A 23,913-nucleotide genomic window follows, 5' to 3' on the forward strand; every position below is an offset into this window, starting at 1 on the left:
GAGTGAAACGTCGCGGCGGTCCGCCCATGGCGGGCCGTCATCGTGTTCGGGAGTTCGATGGACGAGACGGTGCTCGCGCAGCTGGAGCGGGTGAACGCCCGCTTCGATGAGCTCACGGCAGAGATGGGCCGGCCGGAGGTTGCTGCCGATTTCGAGCAGGTCAGCCGGCTCGCGAAGGAGCGCGCGGAGATCGAGCCGATCGTGGAGGTATTCCGGCAGTACCGGGCGGCGCAGGACGCGGCCAAAGAAGCCCGCGCCCTGCTGCAAGACGGCGACGCCGAGATGAAGGAGCTGGCCCAGGCGGAGCTGGAAGATGCGGAGCAGCGGATGGAGCAGCTCGAGGGACAGCTGCGGCGGATGCTGCTGCCGAAAGACCCGCGCGACAGCCGGAACGTCATCGTCGAAATCCGCGCCGGGGCCGGCGGCGAGGAAGCGGCGCTCTTCGCCCACGAGCTCTACCGGATGTACCAGCGGTACGCCGAGCGGAAAGGCTGGCAGACGGAAATCCTGAGCGCATCGGAATCGGACAAGGGCGGCTTCAAGGAAGTCGTGTTCGAGGTGCGCGGCGAAGGCGCCTATTCGCGGCTGAAGTACGAAAGCGGCGTCCACCGCGTGCAGCGGGTTCCGGAAACGGAGGCGCAGGGACGAATCCACACATCGACGGCGACCGTGGCAGTCCTGCCGGAAGCCGAAGAGGTGGACGTCGACATCGACGAGAAGGATCTGCGGGTCGACATCTTCCATTCGTCCGGCGCGGGCGGCCAGAACGTGAACAAGGTGGCGACGGCCGTCCGCATCACGCACATCCCGACGGGTATCGTGGTGGTATGCCAGGACGAGCGCTCGCAGCTGAAGAACCGGATCAAGGCGATGACCCACCTGCGGTCGCGGCTGTACGACCTCGAGCAGCAGAAGCAGGAAGCGGAGCTGACGGCGAGCCGCCGCAGCCAGGTCGGCACGGGCGACCGGAGCGAGAAAATCCGGACGTACAACTTTCCGCAGGACCGGATCACCGACCACCGCATCGGCCTGACGGTGCACAACATCTCCCAGCGGCTGGACGGCGACCTCGACGACATCATCGATGCGGTCGCGACGGCGGACGAGGCTGCCCGGCTCGAAGCGATGGCATGAACGCGCGGGAGATCGCGGGGGCGGCGGCGCGGCGGCTGGAAGCGGCGGGACTGGAGGACGCGCGGTTCGAGGCGGAGGTCCTGGTCAGGGAGGCGGCCGGCATCTCCCGGGCAGCATACTTCGCCGGTGCCGTGCTCGACGGGGAGGCCCGCGCGCGGCTGGAGCACTGGCTCGCCCGGCGCGAACGGCGCGAGCCGCTCGCCTACATCACGGGCTGGCGCGAATTCTACGGCCGACGCTTCGCCGTCGGGCGCGGCGTGCTGGTGCCCCGGCCCGAGACCGAGCTGCTGGTCGACGTCGGGCTCGACGCCGTGCGGGGAGGCCGCGGGGCGGTGGTGCTGGAAGTCGGGACGGGGAGCGGCGCGGTGGCAGTTTCAGTCGCCGCGGAAGCGCCGGAGGCGACGGTCATCGCGACGGAGCTCAGCCCGGAGGCGCTCCGGTTCGCCGCGCTGAACGCTGCTGCGCACGCGCCGGGCGTCCAGCTGGTTCGGTGCGACCTCGCGGCGGCAGTCCGGCGGGCGGACGTCGTGCTTGCCAATTTGCCGTACGTCCCGAGCGGCGAAATCGACGCGCTGGAGCCGGAGGTGAGCGCATGGGAGCCGCGCGTCGCGCTCGACGGCGGCGACGATGGCCTGCAGCTCATCCGCAGGCTCATCCGGGACTGCGCGGAGCGGCTGCGGCCGCGGCTGCTCGCGCTCGAAGTCGGGTTCGGGCAGGCCGACGCCGTGGCCGCGGCGGGGCGCAGCCTCGGCGCGGCCGCATCGACGCTCCCGGACCTTGCCGGCATCGACCGGGTGGTGTGCCTCCGGTGGGCGTGAAACTCGTTGCGCTCGACATCGACGGGACGGTCATCCCGCCCGGGAACGGCCACGGCGACCACGTTCCTCCGCCGCGGGTTCGGGAGGCCGTGCGGCGGCTGACCGCCGCCGGCATTTATGTCGTTTTGGCGAGCGGGCGGATGTTCCCGGGGACGGTGCGGGTGGCGCGGGAGCTGCGGCTCGTGACGCCGGTGGTCTGCCAGCAGGGGTGTTCCGTGCATCGGCTGGATGGGGAGATGCTCCACGTTTTCCCGATTGACCGCCGGACGGCGCTCGACGTCATCGACTATGCCCGGGCGATCGGGCGCGATTACGAGTGGTTCAACCCGGTCCGCTACATCGCGAGCGCACCCTCGGAGGCGACGCGGCGGTACGGCGAAGTCAGCGGCATCGAACCCGAGTACCGGGCGGACCCGGAGCACTCGGGGGTCGTCCCGACCGGCGTCGGCATCATCTCCGACGCCGGCGCAGCGCCAGCCATCCACCGGGAGCTGACGGCGCGGTTCGGCGACAGGCTGCACGTGCTCGATTTTCCGGAGGTGACCGTCGCGGTCGCGCCGGAGGCGAACAAGGGCCACGCGCTGTCGCTGCTGTGCGAGGGCTGGGGCATCGACCGGCACGAGGTGGCCGCGGTCGGGGACTCGGTCAACGACGCCTCGATGCTGGCGTGGGCGGGCATCGGTGCGGCGATGGCGCACGCGGACCGGTATGCGCTGGACGCCGCGGACGTCGTGCTGGAGCCCGGCGAAGCGGGGCTGGCGGACTTCCTCGAATCGCTGGCGCGCTAGCTCGGGTCGATGCGGTGCCAGGTGCGCATCAGGACGAGGCCGATACCGAAGACGGCGAGCAGGAGCGCGCCGACGGGAAGGATCGTGCCGGACCAGTCGATGCCGGCCCCGGATTCGGCGCCGGACGGCGGGGCCGCCTGCTGACCGGTCAGGGCGCGGACGCGCTGCAGCAGGTCCGCTTCTGCGACGGGGGGGACCTCACCGTCGGCGCGGAGCGCCGTGCCATCGCGGAGGACGAAGAGGGCGGAGGCCGCGGGCCAGCGCGCGCCGCCCCCTTCGGTGGAGAGGAAGGCGAGCACCCGGGCGCCGCGCGGGAGGGCCGCGGGCGCGCACGAAGGGGGCGCGGCAACGTCGGCGAAGCGGATCGCCTGGCGCGTCACCGTGCCCTTGAGGAACGCTTCGGGGGCGAGTTCGGGCAGCGGGGACGCCTCGCGAACTTCCGCCACGACGATGAGGTTCGCAGCGAGGACGGCGGGCTCGAGCGCCGCCGGGTCGGCCTCGATACACGGACCGGCGGCCCCGGCCGGGTGAGCCGGGACCGCCAGCAGGAGCGCGAACGCGAGCGCGATGCTAGGTGCCAGCCTGCGCAAACTGGTAGATCTTGCCTTCCGTCTTGATGGCCGGGGCGATGACCATCTCGGCCTGCTGGAACTCGCGGATGGTGCGGGCGCCGCACATGCCCATCGCCGTGCGGAGCGCGCCGACGAGGTTCTCGGTCCCGTCGGTGCGGCTGGTCGGACCGTAGAGGAGTTTCTGGAGGGTGGTATTGACGCCGACGGCGACGCGGGTGCCGCGCGGCAGGTGGGCGTGGGGCGTGGCCATGCCCCAGTGGTAGCCCCGGCCGGGCGCCTCCGTGGTGGCGGCGAACGGCGACCCCATCATGACCGCGTCAGCGCCGGCCGCGAAGCACTTGCAGACGTCGCCGCCGGTGCGGATGCCGCCGTCGGTGATGATCGGCACGTAGCGGCCGGACTCGCGGAAGTAGTACTCGCGGGCGGCGGCGCAGTCGATGGTGGCGGTGACCTGCGGGACGCCGATGCCGAGGACTTCGCGGCTGGTGCAGGCCGCGCCGGGGCCGACGCCGACGAGGACCGCGGCGACGCCGGTGCGCATGAGTTCGAGCGTGGCTTCGAAGCCGACCGTGTTGCCGACGACGACCGGGATGTGGATCTCCTTGAGCAGCTTTTCGAAGCGAAGGCCCTCGATGCTGGTCGACTCGTGCCGGGCGGTCGTCACCGTGCTCTGGACGACGAGGATGTCGGCGCCGGCTTCCTGGATAAGGGGCGCCCAGCGCTTCGTGTTCATCGGGGTCACGGAGACGGCCGCCACGGCGCCGCCAGCTTTAATCTCCTGGATGCGGCGATGGATGAGGTCTTCGCGGATCGGCTGCTGGTAGGCGTGCTGGAGGAGCGCGGTCGCCTCATCGCGGCTGACCGAGGCGACTTCCTGCAGGATGGCGCCCGGGTCGTGGTACTTCGTCCAGACACCCTCGAGGTTGAGGACGGCGAGGCCGCCGGCCCGGTGCATCGCGATGGCGAAGGAGGGGTCGACGACGGCGTCCATCGCGGAGGCGATGAACGGGATCGCGAAGTGGTGGGGGCCGATATCGAGGCCGAGCTGGGTCAGCTCGGGGTTGATGGTCACGGTGCCGGGAACGATGGCGACTTCGTCGAAGCCGTAGGCGCGTCGGAGCTGCTTGAAGGTCGGAGCGGGCTGGTCCCCTTGCGGGTACGGCGCGGGGCCGCGCTCCGGCTCATCGGAGGCGGCGGAGGAGAGGTTGACAGCAGTACTCAATTCAGCGCAATCCCGGGGCTAGAATTGCGGCCTGGCAGCGGCCGCGGCGTTGCATTCGAGTGTAGGAGGGGCAGGTTGACGGGTCAACACAATTCGGATTCGGCGGTGTCGCTTATGTGCAATAGCTCGGATTGGCCGGCTCGATGACGGCGTGGCATCCCGGGCTCTATGTCGTTGCCACGCCGCTCGGGAATCTCGAGGACCTCTCCCCGCGGGCGAAGGAGGCGTTCCGGGCCGCATCGCTCATCGCGGCGGAGGATACGCGGGTGACCGGCCGCCTGGCGCGGGCGGCCGGGAGCACGGCGCGGCTCGTCAGCCTGACCGAATTCAACGTGCGGGAGCGGACGCCGGAGGTACTGGCGGCAGCTGCCGAAGGCGTCGCCGTGCTCGCCAGCGATGCCGGGACACCCGGCGTGTCCGACCCGGGCGCGCGCCTGGTGGCGGCGGCGCATGCCGCAGGGGTGCGGGTCGCGCCCGTCCCGGGGCCGTCCGCGCTGGCCGCGGCGATTTCAGTCGCCGGCTTCGACGCCCCGGTCGTGGTGTTCGCCGGGTTCCTGCCGCGGAAGCAGGGCGAGCGCCGGGCGCGGCTCGCCGGCCTGGCCGGGCCGGACCGGATGGTCGTCTGCTTCGAGTCCCCCGGGCGGCTCGCTGCCCTGCTCAGGGATGCGGCGGAGGCGCTCGGCGACCCCGAGGCGGTGGTCTGCCGCGAACTGACGAAGCTGCACGAGGAGGTCGCGCGGGGACGCGCCTCGGACCTGGCAGCGCGGTTCCGGGAGGCCCGGGGCGAGGTCACGGTCGTCATCGGCCCGGCGGAGGCGCCAGCGGCCGTCACCCCCTTCGAGCCGGGGGCGCTGCTGGCAGCCTTTCGGCGGGCCGGGGCGCGGCGGAGCGCTGCCGCTGGCGAAGTGGCGCGGCTCACGGGGGCGGACCGGTCGGCGCTCTACGCGCTGTGGGATGAGCTCGACGGGGACGGCGAAGCGTGACCCTGTGGTAGCATGGTCGAGAGACTCCTCCCCAGGTGCACCGTGCCCGACCGTGTTCTCGTCTGCGTCGCGTGGCCGTACGCGAACTACCTGCTGCACGTCGGCCAGGCGGCCGGCGCGTACCTGCCGGCCGACATCTTCGCGCGCTACCAGCGGCTGCGGGGGCGCGAGGTGCTCATGGTCTCCGGGTCCGACTGCCATGGCACGCCGATCACCGTCACCGCGGACCGCGAAGGCATCACGCCGCGGGAGGTCGTCGACCGGTACCACCCGAAGATCCTCGAGGTGTGGGAGCGGTTCGGCATCTCGTTCGACCTGTACACCTCGACGCTGACCGAGAACCACTACGCCGTCACGCAGGACGTGTTCCTCCGCCTGCTGGAGCAGGGATACCTGTACCGCCGGACCGACGAGTACCTCTTCGACCCGGAGGTCGGGCGATTCCTGCCAGACCGGTACGTCGAGGGCACGTGCCCCTATTGCGGGTTCACGGAGGCGCGCGGCGACCAGTGCGACAACTGCGGCAAGACGCTCGATGCGACGGAATTGCGCGACCCGCGGAGCAAGCTGAGCGGCGCCCGGCCGGTGCTCCGGCCTTCGGAGCACTTCTTCCTCAAGCTGTCGGCATTCGAAGCGCCGCTCAAGGAGTGGGTCGCACGGCAGCCGCACTGGCGGCGAAACGTCCAGAACTTCACCCTCGGGATGCTGAACGAGGGGCTGAAGGACCGGGCCATCACGCGGGATATCTCGTGGGGCGTGCCGGTGCCCGTGCCGGGATACGAGGACAAGCGCATCTACGTCTGGTTCGACGCGGTCATCGGCTACCTGTCGGCGAGCAAGGAGTGGGCCGCGGCCTCCGGCAACCCCGAGGCGTGGCGGCCGTTCTGGCAGGACGGGGCGACGCGGTCGTACTACTTCATTGGGAAGGACAACATCCCGTTCCACACGATCATCTGGCCGGCGATGCTGCTCGGCTACGGCGGGCTGAACCTGCCCTACGATGTGCCGGCGAACCAGTACGTGAACTTCGCCGCCGGGCAGAAGCAGAGCAAGTCGAAGGGCACGGGGACGTGGATGCTCGACCTGCTCGACCAGTATGACGCGGACGTCATCCGCTTCTACCTGACGACGATCATGCCGGAGAGCAACGACAGCGTTTTCAGCGAGGACGAGCTCATCCGGGCGAACAACGACGTCCTCATCGCGACCTGGGGCAACCTGGCGAATCGCGTGATTTCGATGCTGCACCGGAACTTCGATGGGGTGGTGCCGGCGGTGGAGCGACCCTCGCCGGAGAGCACGGCGCTGCTGGCCGAGTGCGAGGCGATGTTCGACGCCGTGGGCGACGAGTTCGAACGGTGCCACTTCCGGGGCGGCCTGCAGACGGCGCTCCAGCTCGCTCAGTCGGCGAACAAGTACCTCGACGAGCGGGCGCCGTGGAAGGCGGTGAAGGAGGACCGCGCACACGCAGCAGAGACGCTGGCGACCGCGCTGGACGCCATCAACGCGCTGAAGGTGCTCCTCCACCCGGTGCTGCCCTTCTCGACGGAGCGCCTGCACCGCGACCTCGGCCTGCCCGGCAGCCTGCGCGAGGAGGGGTGGAGCTTCCGGCGGGTCACGCCCGGGACGCAGCTCCAGGCGCCGCGGCCGCTCTACGCGAAAATCGAGACGCGCGAGGCCGCGGGGACGTGACGGCAGCGCTGGTCGACACCCACGCCCACCTGACGGACCCAAAGCTGGCCGCCGAGGCCGATGCCGTCGTCGCGCGGGCGGCGGCGGCGGGTGTGGCCGAACTGCTGACGCTGGGATACGACCTGCCCTCGAGTGAGGCCGCTGTCGCCCTCGCGCGGCGTTTCCCGGGGCGCGTCCACGCGGCGGTTGGGCTCCACCCGCATGAAGCGGACACCGCATGGGAGCAGCTCCTCCCCCGCCTGCGCGACCTCGCGGCTGACCCTGCAGTCGCGGCGGTCGGCGAACTCGGGCTCGACTTCTACCGGGGCTGGTCGTCGGAAGAGCGGCAGCGGAAGCTGCTCGGTGCGCAGCTGGAGCTGGCGCTGGAGGTGCGCAAGCCGGTGTGCGTGCACTCCCGCGCTGCGGAGGCAGCGATCCYGGCCCCGCTGCGCGAGTTCGCCGCCGCCGCTGAGCGGGCGGGCCTGGCGACGCCGGGGGTCATGCACTGCTTCGGCGGGACGCTCGACGAGGCGATGCCCTTCGCCGAGCTCGGCTTCCTCGTGTCTATCGCGGGCCCGGTCACCTACCCGAAGAACGACCAGACGCGGGCGCTCGCGGCCGGGTTGCCAGCGCGCTCACTTGTGATCGAAACCGACAGTCCGTACCTTCCACCTCAAGGGATGCGAGGAAAGAGGAACGAACCGGCATTCATCGTCGAGACCGCCCGCGCGGTCGCGGCGGCCCGCGGCGTTACCTTCGGGGAGATCGCGGCCCTGACCACGATGAACGCGCGGCGGCTGGTCGCGGCAGCGGTCGGCGGGGCTTCGCGGCGATGACGGCGACGCAGGTGACGGCGCTGTACGGGCCGGTGGCCGAGGACATGATCCTCGTCGAGGACCTGCTCGAGTCGACCAAGAACGTCGACCTCCCGCCGCTGAAGCGAATGCTCGACCATGCGCTGGAGGCGCGGGGGAAGCGGCTCCGGCCCGCGCTGGTGCTGCTCGCCGGTCACCTCGGCGATTACAACCTGAACCGGCTGGTGCCGCTCGGGGCGGCGATCGAGCTGCTCCACACCGCGAGCCTCGTCCATGATGACGTCGTGGACGGCGCGACGAGCCGGCGCGGCCGGCCGACCGCGAACGCGGTCTTCGACAACGCGCTGACGGTGCTGCTCGGCGACTACATGTTCGCGAACGCGGCGGAGATGGTGACGCGCACCGGCAGCCTCGCGGTCACGCGGCTGTTCGCGCTGGCGCTGATGAAGATGACGAGCGGAGAGCTCGACCAGGACGCCGCCGCGTTCGACGCCGGCAAGGACGTCCAGCACTATCTGTGGCGCATCGGCGGCAAGACGGCGGCGCTGTTCGCGAATGCGACCGAGGGCGGCGCGATGCTGGCGAACTGCGACGAACGGACGATCGAGGCGATGCGGACCTACGGCTACAGCTTCGGCATGGCCTTCCAGATCGTCGACGACGTGCTGGATTTCGTGGGCGACGAAGCGGTGATGGGCAAGCCGGTCGGCAGCGACCTGCTCGAAGGAACCATCACGCTCCCGGGATTGCTCTTCCTCGAGCGCTACCCGAAGGACAACCCGATCCGGCGGTTCATCCTCGCGCGGCGGGACCGCGAAGCGCGGCTGCGGGAAGCGATCGAGGCGGTCCGGAATTCCGACTGCATCGACGCCTCGATGGACATGGCGCGGGACTACATCCGCCGGGCGCAGGAGGCGATCGCCTTCCTGCCCGAATCGGAGACGAAGCGCTGCCTCATCGACCTCAGCGACTACGTGCTCACGCGGAAGAGCTGAGGCTCGCGGTCAGAGGCCGCGTGGGGTGCCCTTCCGGACGACCCGGCCCTGCTCGACGACGTCGGGCACTTCCTCGGGCTTGATTTCGTTGCCGTAGAGGTCGGTGAGCTCGCGCTTCGCGGCGAGCTCCTGCATATCCTGGAGCTCCTGCTTCTCGCCCTTCGTCTTGCGCTTCTTCGGCTCCGGTTTGTTGACCTCGGGGTGCTCGTTCGGCCGGGCGTGGGTGACGAGCTTCGAGACCTTCTTGCCCAGGTGCCAGTACTTGCCGTCGTCGGGGATGCGCCGCGGGTAGCCGTCGCGGAAGGTAAAGGCGGCGAAGGACGTGGGCATGATGCGCTTCGCGTCCTTGTAGCAAACGGGGCACGGGACGGGGTCGCTGGCTTCGCGCATCGGGCGGAGCTCTTCGAAGATGCCGTTGCAGGGCTCGCAGTAGTACTCGTACAGGGGCATCCTCCCCCTCCTCACGGTTCGGGTTTCGGGGCTGTTCCCGGGTTACGCGGTGCACCCGCATTGTACATGCACGGTGGGTACGGCGCGGGGAAGCGCAGCGGTTTGCTCACGGCCTGGTCAGTGTTTCGAAAAACGTACTCGAGCGGGGCTCGGCGTCGAGCACGGCGCGGAGGGCATCGGCGAGGGCGGCGCGCACCTCGGCAGCTGTCTCGGGCGGCATCCGGAGGGCTGCGAATTCAGCGACCGAAGAGCGTCGCGCGAACCTGAGCACCTTCTGCGCGCGGACCGAGAGCAGGCGGCCCGGGACCTCCGCACGGCAGCCGGCGCAGAGGATGCCCCCTGCCGCGGCGGCGAAGAAGGCTTCGGCCTCCGGGAGGTCGGCACCGCAGGAGACGCAGGCAGCGACCTGGAGCTCGTAGCCGGAGACAGCGAGCAGGTGGAGTTCGAAGTAGCGGGCGACCGCCGCGGGGGAAGCGCCGGCATCGAGGGCTGCCAGGGCGTCGACGAGGAGCTCGTACAGTTCCGGCTGCGGTGCGTGGGCCGTGGAGAGCCGTTCGGCGAGTTCACAGCAGTAGATCGCGGCGGCGAGCGCTTCGAGGTCGGCCTTCAGGCGAAGGTGGGCATCCAGCGTCTCCGCCTGGGCGACGACATCCAGGCCGCGGCCGCGGGCGAGGAGGAACCGGGACCGGGTGACCGGCTCGACGTGGCCGCGGAGCTTCGCCTGCGGCTTGCGGACGCCGCGGGCGACGGCATCGATACGGCCTTCGCCGGGCGTGAGGAGCACGAGGAGCGCATCGGCCTCGCCGGAAGGGCGCCGGCGCAGCACGATGCCTTCGGCGGCAATCATGCGGGGTGGCCGGCCGGGCATGTCAGAGCTCCTGGCGGCCTTCGAGGGCGCGGGCGAGCGTCATGGTGTCGGCGTACTCGAGGTCGGCGCCGGAAGGGAGCCCCCGCGCCAGCCGCGTGACCCGCACGCCGTGGGGGGCGAGCACGCGCTGCACGTACATGACCGTTGCTTCGCCTTCGAGGCTGGGGTTCGTCGCCATGATGACCTCGCGCACCTCGCCGGTGCTCACGCGCGCCACGAGAGCATCGATGTGGAGGTGCTCGGGGCCGATGCCCTCCATCGGGTTCAGGATGCCGTGGAGCACGTGGTAGCGGCCGCGGTAGATGCCCGCGCGTTCGACGGCGAGGACATCGAGCGGCTGTTCGACGACGCAGATGGTGCCCGCGTCGCGGCGGGGGTCGGAGCAGACCGCGCAGGGGTCTCGCTCCGTGAGATTGACGCAGACGGAGCAATAGCGGATGCGCTCCCGGGCTTCCGTGACGGCGCGGGCGAGCGCCTCGGCCTCCTGCGGGGAGGTTCGAACGATATGGTAAGCGAGCCGCTGGGCCGACTTGGGCCCGATGCCGGGCAGGCGGTGGAGCGCCTCGATCAGGCGCTGGATCGGCTCCGGGGTGGCGAGCGACTCAGGCATGGGCGGGCGGGAACTCCGGCGTCAGCCGAGCCCGAGGCCGGGGAGGCCGAGGCCGCCGGTGATGGCCCCGAACGACTTCTGCTGCAGTTCGGCCGCCTTCTGGGTGGCGTCGGCGATGGCGGCCATGATGAGGTCCTGCAGCATCTCGACGTCCTCGGGGTCGACAACGTCAGGTTCCAGTTTGATGCCGAGGATTTTCTGCTCGCCGGACATCGTGATGCGGACCGCGCCGCCGCCGGCGGTGCCTTCGACGGTGGCGGCCGCGAGTTCGGCCTGCGCTTTTGCGAGGAGCTCCTGCGCCTGCGCGAGGGCGTTGGCGTTGCCGCCCATGGAGCTGCGGCCGGGGAGACCGCCGCCGGCGCGGCGGAGGTACCGGTTGTTGCCGCTTCCTTTCGCCATCAGGATTCCTTTCCGACGGGCCGGCCGCCCATGGATTTCGCGGCTTCGACGAGGTGGCCGCGGCGCGGTTCGCGCTTCGGCTGGCCGGTGCCTTCGATGAGTTTCACGGTGAGACGGACTTCTCGGCCGAGGATGGCGGCCGCCTGCTGCTCGACCATGGCGCGGCAGACGGTATCGACCTTTTCGAGGGGCATCTTCCGCTGGAAGCCGAGCACGAGCTCGTCGCCGTCCATCTGGAGGACTTCGAACGAGCCGTTGAGCCACATCGCGTGGGAGGGGTTGACCATCTTGCAGTGTTCGTAGAGGTCGCGGGCGAAGCGCTCTTCGCGGCTGAGGGCGCTGTTCGCGGCAGGCTGCCGGGCCGGCGCTTCCGGACTGCCGCCAGCCTGCCGGGGCGCCGAAGCCGGGGCCGCCGTAACCGGCGCGGGAGCGGCTGCCGGGCGGGCGGGGCCGAGGATGATAGCTGCGCAGGCGATTTCGAGCGGGATGGGGCTCGCGGGGTCGAGCCGGAAATCGGCGCGGGCGAGCTCCGCGAGCGCCGACGCGAGGACCTGCACGGCATCGGGACGGGCGCGGGCCGCGGCCAGCAGCTCGTCGTCGACGGGTACCGAACCGTCGCGCAGGACCGCCCCGAGCAGCTGCCGGACGATATCGACGGCGCCGCGCGTGAAGCGGGCGATGTCGAGCCCATCGTCGGCGACGGACCGGGCGATATCGAGCGCGGCGGCGAGGTCCGATTCGAGGAGGGCGCGCACGAGGCCGGCCACGCGGGGGTCGTGGACCTGCCCGAGGGCGGCGCGCACATCCTCCACCGTCGGCGAAGCCCCGTAGCGTGCGATGACCTGCTCGAGCATCGTGATCGCGTCGCGCAGGCCGCCGCGCGACTGGACGGCGATGGCGAGGAGCCCCTCGCGGGGTACGGTTACGCCCTCCTGCTCGCAGATGTAGGCGAGGCGGTCGACGATGGCGTCGTTCGGGACGCGGTGGAAGTCGTAGCGCTGGCAGCGGGAGATGATCGTCGCGGGGACCTTGTGGAGGTCGGTCGTGGCGAGGATGAAGATGGCGTGCGGCGGGGGCTCTTCGAGCGTCTTGAGGAGCGCATTGAACGCGCCCTCGGTGAGCATGTGCACCTCGTCGAGCAGGTAGACCTTGCGGGCGAGGTCGGAGGGCGCGTAGGCGATTTTCTCGCGGAGTTCCCGGACGTCATCGATGCCGCGGTTGCTGGCGGCGTCCATTTCGATGAGGTCGAGCGCGGAGCCGCCGAGGATGGCGCGGCAGGGAGCGCACTCGTTGCAGGGTTCGCCCTCGCGCAGCGCCTGGCAGTTGACGGCGCGGGCGAGGATGCGCGCGGTGGTCGTCTTGCCGGTGCCGCGCGGGCCGCTGAAGAGGTAGGCGTGCGCGACCTGCCCGGTGGCGAGGGCGTTCTTCAGCGTGCGAACGATGTGGTCCTGTCCGACGACTTCGGCGAAACCCTTCGGCCGCCACTTTCCGTAGAGCACAAGCGCTCCTGTGCGCGGGGTACCCTGAGTATAGAACAGGTGTGCCACGCCGGCATGGCGCGGCAGCGTCAGTGCGCGTGGAAGTGCCGGAGGTCGCCGAGGTAATGCTCCTCGCGGGCGCGCATTTCCGCTTCCTCCTCGGGGCTGTTGACGTGGTCGTAGCCGCAGAGGTGGAGGATGCCGTGGACGAGCAGATGGGCGAGCTCGTCCTGCAAGCTGTGGCCGAGCTGGGCCGCCTGCCGGCGCGCGGTGTCGATGGAGATGGCGATGTCGCCGAGGCCGCGGGGGGCGTCCGGGGGCGCGACGAAGTCGTCGCCGCCGGGGGCTTCCTCGGGGAAGGAGAGGACGTCGGTCGGCTCATCGACGCCGAGGAATTCGGCGTTCAGGCGGCGGATTTCGGCGTCATCGGTGATGACGACGGCGAGTGCGGTGCCGGGCGGAACGTCCTCGCCGGCCATGACCCGGGCGGCCAGCGCTTCGAGGGCCGAGAGGTCAGCATCCGGGACGTCGACCTCGGTTTCGAAGGCGATGTCGTAGGCGGGCTCGGCAGCCACGGGCTAGCGGGCGAAGATTTCGACGGCGTCGCGGGCCGCGGACATCAGGGGCGCGGGCACGATGCCGAAGACGAGCACGCCGGCCGCCGTGGCGGTGAGGGCGACGGCGATCGAGGGCGAGGCGCGGAAGCGCTGCTCCGTGCCGGGTTCGCCGAGGAACATCACGCGGACGACGCCGAGGTAGTAGTAGGCCGAGACGACCGAGTTGAGCACGCCAACGATGACCAGCCAGACGAGGTCGGCGCGGACAGCCGCGTTGAAGATGTAGAGCTTCGCCCAGAAGCCGACGGTTGGCGGGATGCCGGTGAGGGACACGAGGCAGAAGGCGAGGCCGAGGGCGAGGAAAGGCGAGGTCTTCCACATCCCGGCGTAGTCGGCGATGCGGTCGGAGTTGATGCGCTGGGAGATCGCGATGACGGCGACGAACGCGCCGAGGTTCGTGAACGCGTAGGCTGCGACGAAGAGCAGGATGCCGCTCGCGCCGAGGGTGAACTCTTCGCCGGCGACGGAGATGGCGGCGAGGCCGACGAGGAAGTTGCCGGCCTGCGCGATGGAGGAGTACCCGAGCATCCGCTTGATGTCGGACTGGACGATGGCCATCAGGTTGCCGAGGGTCATCGAGACGGCGGCGATGACGGCGAAGATCATCGACCAATCGCTGCTGAGGAAGTCGGCGCCGAGCGCCTCGAAGAAGACGCGGATGGCGACGGCGAACGCGGCGGCCTTCGAGCCGACGGAAAGGAAGGCGGCGACCGGGGTCGGGGCACCCTGGTAGACGTCAGGCACCCACATCTGGAACGGCACGACGGCCATTTTGAAGCCGAAGCCGGCGATGAGGAGCGTCATCGCAACGATGAGGAGCGCGCGGTACGATTCGCCGTTCGCCTCGATAGCGGCGGCGATGTCGGGCAGGATGGTGGTGCCGGTGACGCCGTAGAGCAGCGCCATGCCGTAGAGCAGGAGCGATGACGCGACGGCGCCGAGGAGGAGGTACTTGAGCCCCGCCTCGGACGACTTCGCATCCTTCCCCCAGCCGGCGAGGATGTACTGCGGGATGGAGGAGAGTTCGAGGGCGATGAAGATGGTGATGAGGTCGCGGGCGCCGGCGAGGAGCATGAGGCCGGCGCAAACGGTGAGGACGAGCGCGTAGTACTCGCTTTGCCGGCGGCCTTCGCGGTTGACCCAGTCGATGGAGGCGAGGATGACCGTCGCGGTTACGCCGGCGAACACGTACTGGAAGAAGACGGCGTAGCGGTCCAGGACGATGGTCCCATCGAAGACTGTCTGGTAGTCGCCGCGGCCCACCCACGAGGTGGTCCAGAGCGCGGCAGTCAGCAGCCCCGCGAGGGCGAGGAAGGGCAGGAGGCGGCGCTGGCCGGGGAAGAGGGCATCGACGACCAGGACGACGCCGGCCGCCACGAGCACGCTGATCTGCGGCCCGAGTACGTCGATTCCGTTCATGCCTGCAACCTCGCAGCCAGGGTGGTCATGGCCGGTTCGATGACGTCCATGAGGAGTGCGGGGTAGACGCCGAGGAGGATGACGAGGGCGGCGAGGCCGGCGACGACGGCGTGCTCCCACCAGTGCCGCTGGTCGGTGAGTTCATCCCACTCGTGGCGGACGGGGCCGAACATCACGCGCTGCAGCATCCAGAGGATGTAGCCGGCGGAGAGGACGACGCCGATGATGGCGGCGAGGACGGCCCACTCGAACCGCTGGAAGGCGCCAAGGAAGACGGTGACCTCGGCGATGAAGCCGGCGAGCGCCGGCAGGCCGAGCGAGGCCATCCCGGCGAAGACCATGCCGGTGGCGATGAGCGGCATCTGGCGGGCGAGGCCGCCGAGGCGGGCGATCTCGCGGGTGTGGGTTCGTTCGTACATGAGGCCGATCATCACGAACATCAGCCCGGTGATGAGGCCGTGAGCGAGCATCTGGTAGGTCGCGCCGGTGAGGCCGGTCGAGCCGAGCGCCCCGATGCCGAGCAGGACGAGACCCATGTGGGAGACCGACGAGTAGGCGATGAGCCGCTTCACGTCGGTTTGACGGAGGGTGATGAAGCCGCCGTAGAGGACGCTGAAGGCGCCGATGCCGGCCATCCAGGCGTCCCAGTCATGGGCGACTTCGGGCATCAGGGTGACGCAGAGGCGGATGATGCCGTAGCCGCCCATCTTGAGCAGCACGCCGGCGAGCAAGACCGAGACGGCGGTGGGCGCATCGGAGTGGGCATCGGGCAGCCACGTGTGCAGCGGGACGATGGGCAGCTTCACGGCGAAGCCGACGAAGAGGAAGAAGAACACCCAGCCGAGCGGCAGGAGCGTATCGCGGAAGTCTGCTGAGGCGAGCCGCTCGATGTCGAATGTGCGGGCGTCGAAGGCGAGCACGAGGATGCCGATGAGCATGAAGGCGGAGCCGGCGATCGTGTACAGGACGAACTTCGTCGCCGAGTACTCTTTGCGGCCCGAACCCCAGATGGAGATGAGCAGGTACATGGGGAACAGCTCGAGCTCCCAGAAGAGGAAGAAGAGCATCAGGTCGAGCGAGACGAATACGCCGACGACGGAGCTGGCGAGGATGAGGAGGCAGGCGAAGTAGGCCCGCGGCCGGTGGGTCACGCTGAACGAGACGAGGACGGACGCGAGCGTGAGGCAGGTCGTGAGGACGACGAGCGGCAGGCTCAGGCCGTCGACACCGACGAAGTACTGGAGGTTGAAAGCGCCGATATCGACCCAGGAGTGGCGCTCGACGAACTGGTAGCCCTGCGCGCCGGGGTCGAAGCGGAAGAACATCGCGATGGAGAGCGCGAACATCGCGGCGGCGGCGGCGAGCGCCACCCATTTCGCCTGCTGCTCCATCCGCTGCGGGAGGAGGAGGATGAGGGCGGCCGCGATGGCGGGCAGGAAGATGAGGATGCTCAGTTCCACCACGACCTCCTAGAGCGGATTCGCCACGATGACGGCGATGAAGATGACGATGACGCCGGCCGCGACGCCGAGGCCGTAGGACTGGACTTCGCCGACCTGCACGGCCCGCAACCGGCTGCTGGCAGCCCGGCCGAGCTGGCCGGTCCCGTTCACGATGCCATCGACGACGCGGCGGTCGATCGTCTCGAGCAGCCGGCACCAGCCGCGGTAGAAGATGTTGCGGACGAAGAGGCCTTCGTAGAGGTCGTCGAGGAAGTACTTCCGTTCGAAGACCAGGGCGAAGGGCGCGAAGGTGGCGCGAATGGACGCCGAGTCGACCCAGCGGCGGATGTAGATGGCGTAGGCGGTGCCGATGCCGGCGAGCGCGATGATGGTCGAGGAGATGGCGATGCCGAGTTCGAACGTGCTGCCGTGGTGGCCGGCATGCGGAAGCGCGGCTTCGATGAAGTCCTTGAACATGTGGTCGTAGGCGAACCAGCCGGCGGCGATGGAGGGGACCGCAAGCACGATGAGCGGGCCTTTCATCGACCAGGGCGATTCGTGCGGGTGGGCCGGGTCGCCGTGGAAGTGGTTGTCCGGGTCGTGGTGGTCCACCGGTTCGCCGCCCTTGTAGGTGCCGTGGAAGGTCAGGAAGATGGCCCGGAACATGTAGAAGGCGGTCATGAAGGCGACGACGGCGCCGATCGCCCAGAGCGCGCGGTCGTGGCGCCATGCATCGAGCAGGATTTCATCTTTCGACCAGAAGCCGGCGAGCGGGAAGATGCCGGCGAGGCTGAGCGAGCCGATGACGAACGTCCAGTAGGTCACCGGCATGTGTTTCCGGAGGCCGCCCATCTTCCGCATGTCGAACGTGTTGGTCGCGTGGTTGACCGAGCCGCTCCCGAGGAACAGAAGCGCCTTGAAGAAGGCGTGGGTGAAGAGGTGGAAAATGGCGGCCACGTACCCGAGCGCGCCAAGCGAGAGCATCATGTAGCCGAGCTGGGAGACCGTCGAATAGGCGAGGACGCGCTTCAAGTCGGTCTGCACGAGCGCGATGGTGGCCGCGAGGATGGCGGTGATGGCGCCAATCCAGGCCACGACGTTGGCCGCATCGGCGGAAGCTTCGAAGACGGGGAAGAAGCGGGCGACGAGGTAGACACCGGCGGCGACCATCGTCGCGGCATGGATGAGGGCGGACACCGGGGTCGGGCCTTCCATCGCGTCGGGCAACCAGACGTGGAGCGGGAACTGGGCCGACTTGCCGGCGGCGCCGGCGAAGAGGCCGAGCGCGAAGAGCGTCACGATGGTGCTCTTCACCTCGCCGCTGGCGGCCCACTCCTGGATGGCGGTCACGTCGAAGGTGCCGGCGCGGGTCCAGATGAGGAGGAGGGCGGCGAGCAGGCCGAGGTCCCCGATGCGGGTGACGATGAAGGCCTTCTTCGCGGCGGCTGCGGCGCTGGGTTTGTGGAACCAGAAGCCGATGAGCAGGTAGGAGCAGAGGCCGACCAGCTCCCAGAACACGAACATCTGGAAGAGGTTGTCGGCGAGGACGAGGCCAAGCATCGAGGTGGTGAAGAGGCACATGTGGGCGAAGTAGCGGCCGTAGCCGTGGTCGCCCTGCATGTAGCCGGTGGAGTAGACCTGGACGAGGAACGCGACGGTCGTGACGACGACCAGCATGACCGCGGTGAGGCCGTCGACGCGGACGCCGATGGGAACGCTGAGGTCGCCGGCGGTGAACCACTGGTGGGTGTACTGCGCGACGCCGCCGCCGGCATCGATGACGTTGAAGAGCGTGACGTAGCTCAGCACCATCGCGGCGCCGATGCCGAGGATCGCGGTGTAGCCAGCGATGGCCGGGAGCTTTCGGAGGTAGAGCGCGATGAGCCCCCAGGCGACGAGCGGGCAGGCCATGATGGCCCAGAGCACGGCCTGGTCGATCGTCGGCGTCGAAGCGGCGGACGGCTCGGCAGCGAGGAACAGCATGGGCTAGATCTTCCTCAGGATTTCGCGGGCGACGTGCGCCTTGCCCGTCGGCACGTAGAGGGTGCGTTCATCGAGCATGGACGCCTTTTCGCCGTAGCCGATGGGCGGCACGATGCGCACCGAGAGCGCCTCGGCGGCAAACAGTTCCGCCCAGGTCTGGGCGACGTAGGCGTTGCGGACCGTCATGAATTCAACCCACATGCTGCTTCACGACCTGAGGAGATTCAGCCGGTCGACGTCGATGGTTTCGCGGTTGCGGTAGACGGCGACGGCGAGCGCAAGGGCGACCGCGGCTTCGGCAGCGGCCACGGTGAGGATGAAGACGACGAAGGTGTGCCCGGCAATCGGATTCGGGCTCACGGCGAAGCGGGAGAAGGTGATGAGCGTGAGGTTGACGGCGTTGAGCATCAGCTCGACGCCCATGAGGACGCCGATGGCGTTCCGCTTCGAGAGGGAGATGGCGAGGCCGAGGCAGAAGAGGAGGGCGCCGACGGTGAGGAAGTGTTCGATGCCGGGGGTCATACGAGGGCATCCTCCGCTTCTTCTTCGGGGCTGCGGGTCAGCATGATGGCGCCGACGAGCGCGGCGGTGAGCAGCACGCTCGCGATTTCGAACGGCACCACCCAGGTCGTCAGCAGCGCAGTTCCGAGGGCGCGGGCATCGAGGCCGGCAGGAGCTTCGTCGACTGTGTTCCACGCCGTGTCATGGACGACGAAGAGGAAGATGGCCGCAAGGCACACGGCGAGCAGGATGCCGGGGAGCGCCCAGCGGGTTTCGCCGTTATCGCGGCCGGAGCGCGGCGTGAGCAGCACGGCGAAGAGCACCAGCACCGCGATGGCGCCCACGTAGATGATGACCTGCGCCATGGCGATGAAATCGGCCGAGAGGAGCACGAAAAACCCGGCGACGCCGATGAAGGTGAGGATGAGGAAGAGAACGGCGTGAAGCAGGTTGCGGGAGACCATCACCCCGCCCGCAGCGACGAGCGTGAGGGCGGCGAGCACCCAGAAAGCGAAGGACGGACCGAAACCTTCCATCAGGACCGCTCCCCGACGGGGATGTAGCCGCCAGCCTGCTTGACGAGGCGCGGGCGAGTCGGCGTCTGCTCGGGCCGGTAACCGTTGAAGCGGGCCCAGGCGTAGACGAGCGCGACCGAGAGGACGATGTTGACGAGGGCGAAGACGTAGATGAGCCCCTTCGCGTAGTCCTGTTCGGACCAGAGCATGCGCTCCGTGCTAACGATGAGGAGGTTGAAGACGCCAAGCGGCAGGAGGAACTTCCACGCGAACGCCATGAGCTGGTCGGCGCGGAGACGCGGGAGCGTGCCGCGGGTCCAGATGAAGAGGAAGTAGAAGAGGTGGGTCTTGGCGATGAAGATGAGCCAGCCGGGCACCCACTGCTCGAGGCCGAAGAAGGTCCAGCCGCCGAGGAAGACGGTCGCCGCGAAGCCGGAAGCGGCGAGGGCGTAGCCGATATCCATGCCGTAGAAGAGGCCCCACTTCATGCCGGAGTACTCGGTGAGGTAGCCGGCGACGATTTCGGACTCGGCCTCGGCGATATCGACCGGGGTGCGGTTGAGCTCGGCGCTGACGCAGATGAAGTAGATGACCAGCGCGAGGGGCTGGACGAACACCATCCAGATGTTGAACTCGTCAGCCCAGGCCACCATGCCGGAAAGGCTGATGGTGCCCGTCATGACGACGGCGCCGAGGAGCGCCAGGACGAGCGGCGATTCGTAGCTGATCGCCATGGAGACGATGCGCATCGCGCCGAAGAGGCTGTACTTGTTGTTGGCGCTCCAGCCGGCCATGAACGTGGCGATGACCGGGAGGGAGGAGACCGCGAGGAAGTACATCAGGCTGACGGGGATATCGGCGATGACCATGTTCTCGCCGAAGGGGATGACAGCCCAGAGGAGCACGGCCGGCATCACGAAGACGATTGGCGCGATGTACATCACCGCCCGGTCAGCGCGGGTCGGCGTCAGCGCTTCCTTCTGGATGAGCTTGATGGCGTCGGCGATCGGCTGGAGGAGGCCGAAGGGGCCAACCCGGTTGGGGCCGAGGCGCGACTGCATGCGGCCGATGATGCGGCGCTCGCCGTAGACGCCGACGATGAGCTGTGAGGGGAGGACGAAGAGGAGGAAGCTCGCGACGAAGCCGATGAGCGCGGCGAGGACGTAGACGACGCCGAACGGCAGGATGCGGTCGGCCGCCTCGAGAATTTCGCGGGAGAGGTTGCCGAGGTCGCGGATGTCGTACCACTTGTCCGAGACGAGGAACGGGGTCACCGGTCGATCTCCCCCACGACGATATCGATGGAGCCGAGGACGACGATGGCGTCTGCGACGGTGCCGCCGACGGTCATCTCTTTGAGGGCGGAGAGGTTGATGAACGAGGGCGGCCGGATGTGGAAGCGGTAGGGCGAAGGCCCCTCGTCGGAAACGAGGTAGTAGCCGAGTTCACCGCGCGGGCTTTCGATGCGGGCGTAGGCTTCGCCCTTCGGGGGCCGGAGCGCGAGGGGAACCTCGGTGCGGAAGGGTCCGCCGGGGAGGCCATCGAGCGCCTGCTGGATGATCTTGAGGCTCTGCCGCATCTCTTCGAGGCGGACGATGAAGCGGTCGTAGCTGTCGCCGTTGTAGCCGATGGGGATGTCGAAGTCGTACTGCTCGTAGCCGCAGTACGGGTCAGCCTTGCGGATGTCCCAGGCGATGCCGCTGCCGCGGAGCATCGGGCCGGAGAGCGAGGCGTTGGTCGCCATCTCGGGGGTCAGGACGCCGACGCCGCGGGTGCGGGCGATGAAGATCTCGTTGCCGGAAAGGAGCCCCTCCATTTCGTCGATGAACGGCGGGAACTCGCGGAGGACACGGCGGACCATCGGCTCGAACTCGGGCCGGAGGTCGAAGGCGACGCCGCCGATGCGCATGTAGTTGCAGGTGAGGCGGGCGCCGGAGGTGACTTCGAAGATGTCGAGGATTTTTTCGCGCTCGCGGAAGGCCCACATGACCGGGGTTTGCCAGGCGCCGGTGTCGTTGGCGAAGGCGCCGATGGCCATGCAGTGGCTGGCGAGCCGCTGGAGCTCGGCCATGATGACGCGGATGGCGTTGCCGCGGGGCGGGACTTCGATGCCGGCGAGCTTTTCGACCGCGAGGCAGTAGCCGAGGTTGTTCGACATGCTGCTGAGGTAGTCGGTGCGGTCGGTGAAGGGGATGTTCTGGGTGTAGGTGCGCTCCTCGGCAAGCTTCTCCATCGAGCGGTGGAGGTAGCCCATCACCATCTCGGCGTCGATGACCTTTTCGCCGTCGACGGTCGCTTTGATGCGGAAGACGCCGTGGGTGGAAGGATGCTGGGGCCCGATGTTGATGACGAACGGTTCGCTCTTGATGATGCCGGTCATTCGATCACCTTCACGGGCGGCTCCTGGCGGCGGGCAACGCCGGCGAATTCGCCGAGGCCCGGCTGAAGGCCGCCGGGCATCGCGAGGAAGTCCTTGCGGAGCGGCCAGCCGGGATAGCCCTCCCAGAGGAGGATGCGGTAGAGGTTCGGGTGCCCCGCGAAGCGGATGCCGAAGAGGTCGTAGGCTTCGCACTCCTGCATCCAGGCGCCGTGGAAGACAGGCGTCACGCTGGGAACCTCGGGGTTCTCACGGCCCCACGCTTCGACTTTGAAGCAGGCGAGGTGGTTCTTTTCGAACGACTGGATGTGGTAGACGACTTCGAAGTGGTCCCAGTAGTCGACGCCGCAAAGGTTCGTGAGGTGGACGAGGTTCGCGTCCGGGTCGTCGCGGAGAGCCCGGAGCGTTTCGACGAGCCTGTCGGGCTTGAGGTAGCAGGCGGTCTCCGTCGTGCGGTCGACGGAGCCGGGTACGAGCGCTTCGGCGAGCGCGGCGGCTTCGGAACCGGTGAGTTCGCGGGTCACAGGCGCCACTCCAGGGCTCGTTTTCGCCAGGCGTAGATGCCGCCCACGACGAACGTGGCGATGAAGAGGAGGCCTTTGCCGTAGCCGACCCACCCGACGGTGTCGAAGACCATCGCCCAGGGGAAGAGGAAGATGATTTCGACGTCGAGGAGGACGAAGAGGAGGGCGATGTAGTAGTAGCGGAAGTTGAACTGGACGAGGCTCGGCCCTTCGGTGCGGAGACCGCATTCGTAGATGTCGTCGCGGACGACATCGGGGCGGAATTTCGGGCGGATGCGGGCGAACTGGAGCGCCCACGACGTGACGACAGCGCCGAGCGGGAAGATCAGCGCGATGATGACGAGGATGCCGATGTGACCGTATTCGTACAGCACGCGGGGGCCGTTTGTGAAATTCGTCCCTAAGGACCGGCGCTGACTATAGCACGGGCTCCCGTGCCGGACAAAGGCGCCGGCAGGGACCGGGTCAGCGGCGGAGGCGGACGATGGGGCCTTCGGCGTAGAGCTGGCCGACGGGGATGCCGAGGCGCTGGTGGACGTTGAGCGGGATGCCGATATCGGCGAGGTAGAGCTCGCCGACCATGCCGCGCGCCTGGGGATCGAGGCAGCCGCGCTTCGGGAGGTCGAGCATGAGCGTCGTGACCGCGCGGATGGCCGGCATGCTGACTTCGCCGGTGGTCGCGTTGACGCCGGTGGGGATGTCGAGCGCGAGGATGGGCCGCCGCGATTCGATCGCGAGGCGCGTCACGGCGGCTGCGACGCCGACCGGCGGGCCTTCGAGGCCGTAGCCGACGAGGGCGTCGATGACGAGGTCGGCGCCGGCGAGCTGCTCTTCGAGGCGGACTTCGCTGGTCTCGAGGTCGGCGGGCTGAAGGAGGCCGGTCTGCCTGAGGATGTGGAGCTGGCGGCGGGCCGTGAAGGAGACCTCCTCTTCGACGCCGCCGATGACGGGCTCGACCCGGCAGCCCCAGTTGGCGAGGTGGCGGATGGCCGCGAGGCCGGCAGCGCCTTTGTTGCCGCCGCCGGCGAGGACGACGACGCGCTGGCCGCGGCCGCGGCCCCCCAGCATGGCGAAGGCGAGGATGGCGGCGCTGCGGCCGGCGTTCTCGGTCAGCTGGAGGATATCGAGGCCGAACTCTTCCTGGGCGAGACGCTGGACGTCGCGCATCTGCGCGGCGGTAACGGAGCAGACGTCGGAGCAGCGGCGCTGGGGGAACCCGGCAGGGTCGGGCTTGACGGGCATACGCACCTCACGGCCCCACCGGGGGCCACGGGCTCTGGAGTCTACGGAATCGTCCGGGGCCGCGTCATGCCCCGGCAGGCCGAGACGGGTACGAAGCAGTGACACGGGCGCTGATGCCTCCGCGGGTGTTGAATTCGCCGGTGACGGTGGCCGAGCGGGGCTGCACGGCAGCCACGATGTCATCGAGGATCGTGTTCACGACGTCCTCGTAGAAGATGCCGCGGTTGCGGAAGGCATGGAGGTAGAACTTGAAGGAGCGGAGTTCGATGCACTTCCGGTCCGGCACATAGGTGACGCGGATGGTACCGAAGTCCGGCTGGCCGGTCATCGGGCAGACGCTGGTGAATTCGGGCGCGATGAACTCGATGACGTAGTCGCGCCCGGGGAACTGGTTGTCGAAGGCGTCGATAGTGCCGTCGGTGCGGAAGGTGTTGTTCGGGTTCATGGCGTGTCACCTGCAGGTTCGGACGGCGGCCGCGCAGACGCAAGG

General features: G+C 69.0%; 27 protein-coding genes. 7 read left to right on the forward strand and 20 right to left on the reverse strand.

Going from position 1 to position 23,913, the window contains the following annotated elements; all coding sequences use genetic code 11:
• Positions 1-57: 57 nt before the first annotated feature.
• From prfA to O0235_RS14610, 3 genes are read left to right on the forward strand one after another with little or no spacing between them, the layout of a single operon-like run.
• Entirely contained in the window at positions 58-1,134 is a 1,077-nt protein-coding gene (prfA, locus tag O0235_RS14600; protein ID WP_270056501.1) for a peptide chain release factor 1, read from the forward strand.
• The gene (gene prmC, locus O0235_RS14605) at positions 1,131-1,952 is read left to right on the forward strand and encodes a peptide chain release factor N(5)-glutamine methyltransferase (RefSeq protein ID WP_270056502.1); all 822 of its coding nucleotides are present in this window, start codon (positions 1,131-1,133) and stop codon (positions 1,950-1,952) included. Before prfA ends, prmC begins: the two co-directional genes overlap by 4 nt.
• On the forward strand, positions 1,943-2,740 hold the full coding sequence (locus tag O0235_RS14610) for an HAD family hydrolase (protein WP_270056503.1): 798 nt from the start codon (positions 1,943-1,945) through the stop codon (positions 2,738-2,740). Before prmC ends, O0235_RS14610 begins: the two co-directional genes overlap by 10 nt.
• On the opposite strand, the gene O0235_RS14615 is transcribed toward O0235_RS14610, so the two are convergent.
• Both O0235_RS14615 and O0235_RS14620 read right to left on the reverse strand, forming a co-directional pair.
• Positions 2,737-3,330 (reverse strand): hypothetical protein, encoded by a 594-nt coding sequence (locus O0235_RS14615; protein WP_270056504.1) that lies wholly within the window; start codon positions 3,328-3,330, stop codon positions 2,737-2,739. The genes O0235_RS14610 and O0235_RS14615 overlap by 4 nt on opposite strands.
• Complete coding sequence (locus O0235_RS14620) at positions 3,311-4,534, reverse strand: GuaB3 family IMP dehydrogenase-related protein (protein ID WP_270056505.1); 1,224 nt, start codon at positions 4,532-4,534, stop codon at positions 3,311-3,313. Before O0235_RS14620 ends, O0235_RS14615 begins: the two co-directional genes overlap by 20 nt.
• Before the next feature lie 143 nt (positions 4,535-4,677).
• On the opposite strand from O0235_RS14620, the gene rsmI reads away from it, so the two are divergent.
• The 4 genes from rsmI to O0235_RS14640 are packed head-to-tail and all read left to right on the forward strand — an operon-like array spanning position 4,678 to position 8,998.
• Complete coding sequence (gene rsmI / locus O0235_RS14625) at positions 4,678-5,517, forward strand: 16S rRNA (cytidine(1402)-2'-O)-methyltransferase (protein WP_270056506.1); 840 nt, start codon at positions 4,678-4,680, stop codon at positions 5,515-5,517.
• 12 nt (positions 5,518-5,529) lie between these two features.
• Complete coding sequence (gene metG, locus O0235_RS14630; protein ID WP_270056507.1) at positions 5,530-7,209, forward strand: methionine--tRNA ligase; 1,680 nt, start codon at positions 5,530-5,532, stop codon at positions 7,207-7,209.
• Positions 7,206-8,024, forward strand: coding sequence for a TatD family hydrolase (locus O0235_RS14635; protein ID WP_270056508.1), 819 nt, complete (start codon positions 7,206-7,208; stop codon positions 8,022-8,024). The genes metG and O0235_RS14635 overlap by 4 nt, the downstream gene beginning before the upstream one ends.
• Positions 8,021-8,998, forward strand: a complete 978-nt coding sequence (locus tag O0235_RS14640) for a polyprenyl synthetase family protein (protein ID WP_270056509.1) — start codon at positions 8,021-8,023, stop codon at positions 8,996-8,998. Before O0235_RS14635 ends, O0235_RS14640 begins: the two co-directional genes overlap by 4 nt.
• 9 nt (positions 8,999-9,007) lie before the next feature.
• Here the strand turns inward: O0235_RS14640 and O0235_RS14645 are convergent, their stop codons facing one another.
• The 18 genes from O0235_RS14645 to queF form a co-directional block, all read right to left on the reverse strand.
• On the reverse strand, positions 9,008-9,448 hold the full coding sequence (locus tag O0235_RS14645) for an FmdB family zinc ribbon protein (RefSeq protein ID WP_270056510.1): 441 nt from the start codon (positions 9,446-9,448) through the stop codon (positions 9,008-9,010).
• A 106-nt stretch (positions 9,449-9,554) separates the two neighbouring features.
• The gene (gene recO / locus O0235_RS14650; RefSeq protein ID WP_270056511.1) at positions 9,555-10,316 is read right to left on the reverse strand and encodes a DNA repair protein RecO; all 762 of its coding nucleotides are present in this window, start codon (positions 10,314-10,316) and stop codon (positions 9,555-9,557) included.
• Between the two features lies 1 nt (position 10,317).
• Positions 10,318-10,926, reverse strand: a complete 609-nt coding sequence (gene recR, locus O0235_RS14655) for a recombination mediator RecR (protein WP_270056512.1) — start codon at positions 10,924-10,926, stop codon at positions 10,318-10,320.
• 21 nt (positions 10,927-10,947) lie between these two features.
• Complete coding sequence (locus O0235_RS14660; RefSeq protein WP_270056513.1) at positions 10,948-11,325, reverse strand: YbaB/EbfC family nucleoid-associated protein; 378 nt, start codon at positions 11,323-11,325, stop codon at positions 10,948-10,950.
• Positions 11,325-12,824 (reverse strand): DNA polymerase III subunit gamma/tau, encoded by a 1,500-nt coding sequence (gene dnaX, locus O0235_RS14665; protein WP_270056514.1) that lies wholly within the window; start codon positions 12,822-12,824, stop codon positions 11,325-11,327. Before dnaX ends, O0235_RS14660 begins: the two co-directional genes overlap by 1 nt.
• A 68-nt stretch (positions 12,825-12,892) precedes the next feature.
• Positions 12,893-13,378 carry an rRNA maturation RNase YbeY gene (gene ybeY, locus O0235_RS14670; RefSeq protein ID WP_270056515.1) on the reverse strand — a complete coding sequence of 162 codons (486 nt, stop codon included), beginning with the start codon at positions 13,376-13,378 and terminating at the stop codon, positions 12,893-12,895.
• Between the two features lie 3 nt (positions 13,379-13,381).
• Positions 13,382-14,839, reverse strand: coding sequence for an NADH-quinone oxidoreductase subunit N (locus tag O0235_RS14675; RefSeq protein ID WP_270056516.1), 1,458 nt, complete (start codon positions 14,837-14,839; stop codon positions 13,382-13,384).
• Entirely contained in the window at positions 14,836-16,299 is a 1,464-nt protein-coding gene (locus O0235_RS14680; RefSeq protein ID WP_270056517.1) for a complex I subunit 4 family protein, read from the reverse strand. Before O0235_RS14680 ends, O0235_RS14675 begins: the two co-directional genes overlap by 4 nt.
• A 9-nt stretch (positions 16,300-16,308) precedes the next feature.
• Positions 16,309-18,264, reverse strand: a complete 1,956-nt coding sequence (gene nuoL / locus O0235_RS14685) for an NADH-quinone oxidoreductase subunit L (RefSeq protein ID WP_270056518.1) — start codon at positions 18,262-18,264, stop codon at positions 16,309-16,311.
• 3 nt (positions 18,265-18,267) lie between these two features.
• A complete protein-coding gene (locus O0235_RS14690; protein WP_270056519.1) occupies positions 18,268-18,465 on the reverse strand; it encodes a hypothetical protein in 198 nt (65 codons plus the stop codon).
• A gap of 6 nt (positions 18,466-18,471) precedes the next feature.
• Positions 18,472-18,786 carry an NADH-quinone oxidoreductase subunit NuoK gene (gene nuoK / locus O0235_RS14695; protein WP_270056520.1) on the reverse strand — a complete coding sequence of 105 codons (315 nt, stop codon included), beginning with the start codon at positions 18,784-18,786 and terminating at the stop codon, positions 18,472-18,474.
• Positions 18,783-19,301 (reverse strand): NADH-quinone oxidoreductase subunit J family protein, encoded by a 519-nt coding sequence (locus tag O0235_RS14700; RefSeq protein ID WP_270056521.1) that lies wholly within the window; start codon positions 19,299-19,301, stop codon positions 18,783-18,785. The genes nuoK and O0235_RS14700 overlap by 4 nt, the downstream gene beginning before the upstream one ends.
• On the reverse strand, positions 19,301-20,554 hold the full coding sequence (gene nuoH, locus O0235_RS14705) for an NADH-quinone oxidoreductase subunit NuoH (protein ID WP_270056522.1): 1,254 nt from the start codon (positions 20,552-20,554) through the stop codon (positions 19,301-19,303). The genes O0235_RS14700 and nuoH overlap by 1 nt, the downstream gene beginning before the upstream one ends.
• Positions 20,551-21,651 carry an NADH-quinone oxidoreductase subunit D gene (locus O0235_RS14710; RefSeq protein ID WP_373324452.1) on the reverse strand — a complete coding sequence of 367 codons (1,101 nt, stop codon included), beginning with the start codon at positions 21,649-21,651 and terminating at the stop codon, positions 20,551-20,553. Before O0235_RS14710 ends, nuoH begins: the two co-directional genes overlap by 4 nt.
• Positions 21,652-21,656: 5 nt before the next feature.
• On the reverse strand, positions 21,657-22,181 hold the full coding sequence (locus O0235_RS14715; RefSeq protein WP_270056524.1) for an NADH-quinone oxidoreductase subunit C: 525 nt from the start codon (positions 22,179-22,181) through the stop codon (positions 21,657-21,659).
• Positions 22,178-22,555 carry an NADH-quinone oxidoreductase subunit A gene (locus O0235_RS14720; RefSeq protein WP_270056525.1) on the reverse strand — a complete coding sequence of 126 codons (378 nt, stop codon included), beginning with the start codon at positions 22,553-22,555 and terminating at the stop codon, positions 22,178-22,180. Before O0235_RS14720 ends, O0235_RS14715 begins: the two co-directional genes overlap by 4 nt.
• Positions 22,556-22,646: 91 nt before the next feature.
• Positions 22,647-23,423: an NAD(P)H-hydrate epimerase gene (locus O0235_RS14725; RefSeq protein ID WP_270056526.1), complete on the reverse strand. Its 777-nt coding sequence runs from the start codon at positions 23,421-23,423 to the stop codon at positions 22,647-22,649.
• Between the two features lie 64 nt (positions 23,424-23,487).
• Positions 23,488-23,868 carry a preQ(1) synthase gene (gene queF, locus O0235_RS14730; protein ID WP_270056527.1) on the reverse strand — a complete coding sequence of 127 codons (381 nt, stop codon included), beginning with the start codon at positions 23,866-23,868 and terminating at the stop codon, positions 23,488-23,490.
• Positions 23,869-23,913 lie beyond the last annotated feature (45 nt).

The organism is Tepidiforma flava (genome assembly GCF_027594505.1).
GTDB classification, from domain to species: Bacteria; Chloroflexota; Dehalococcoidia; order Tepidiformales; family Tepidiformaceae; genus Tepidiforma; species Tepidiforma flava.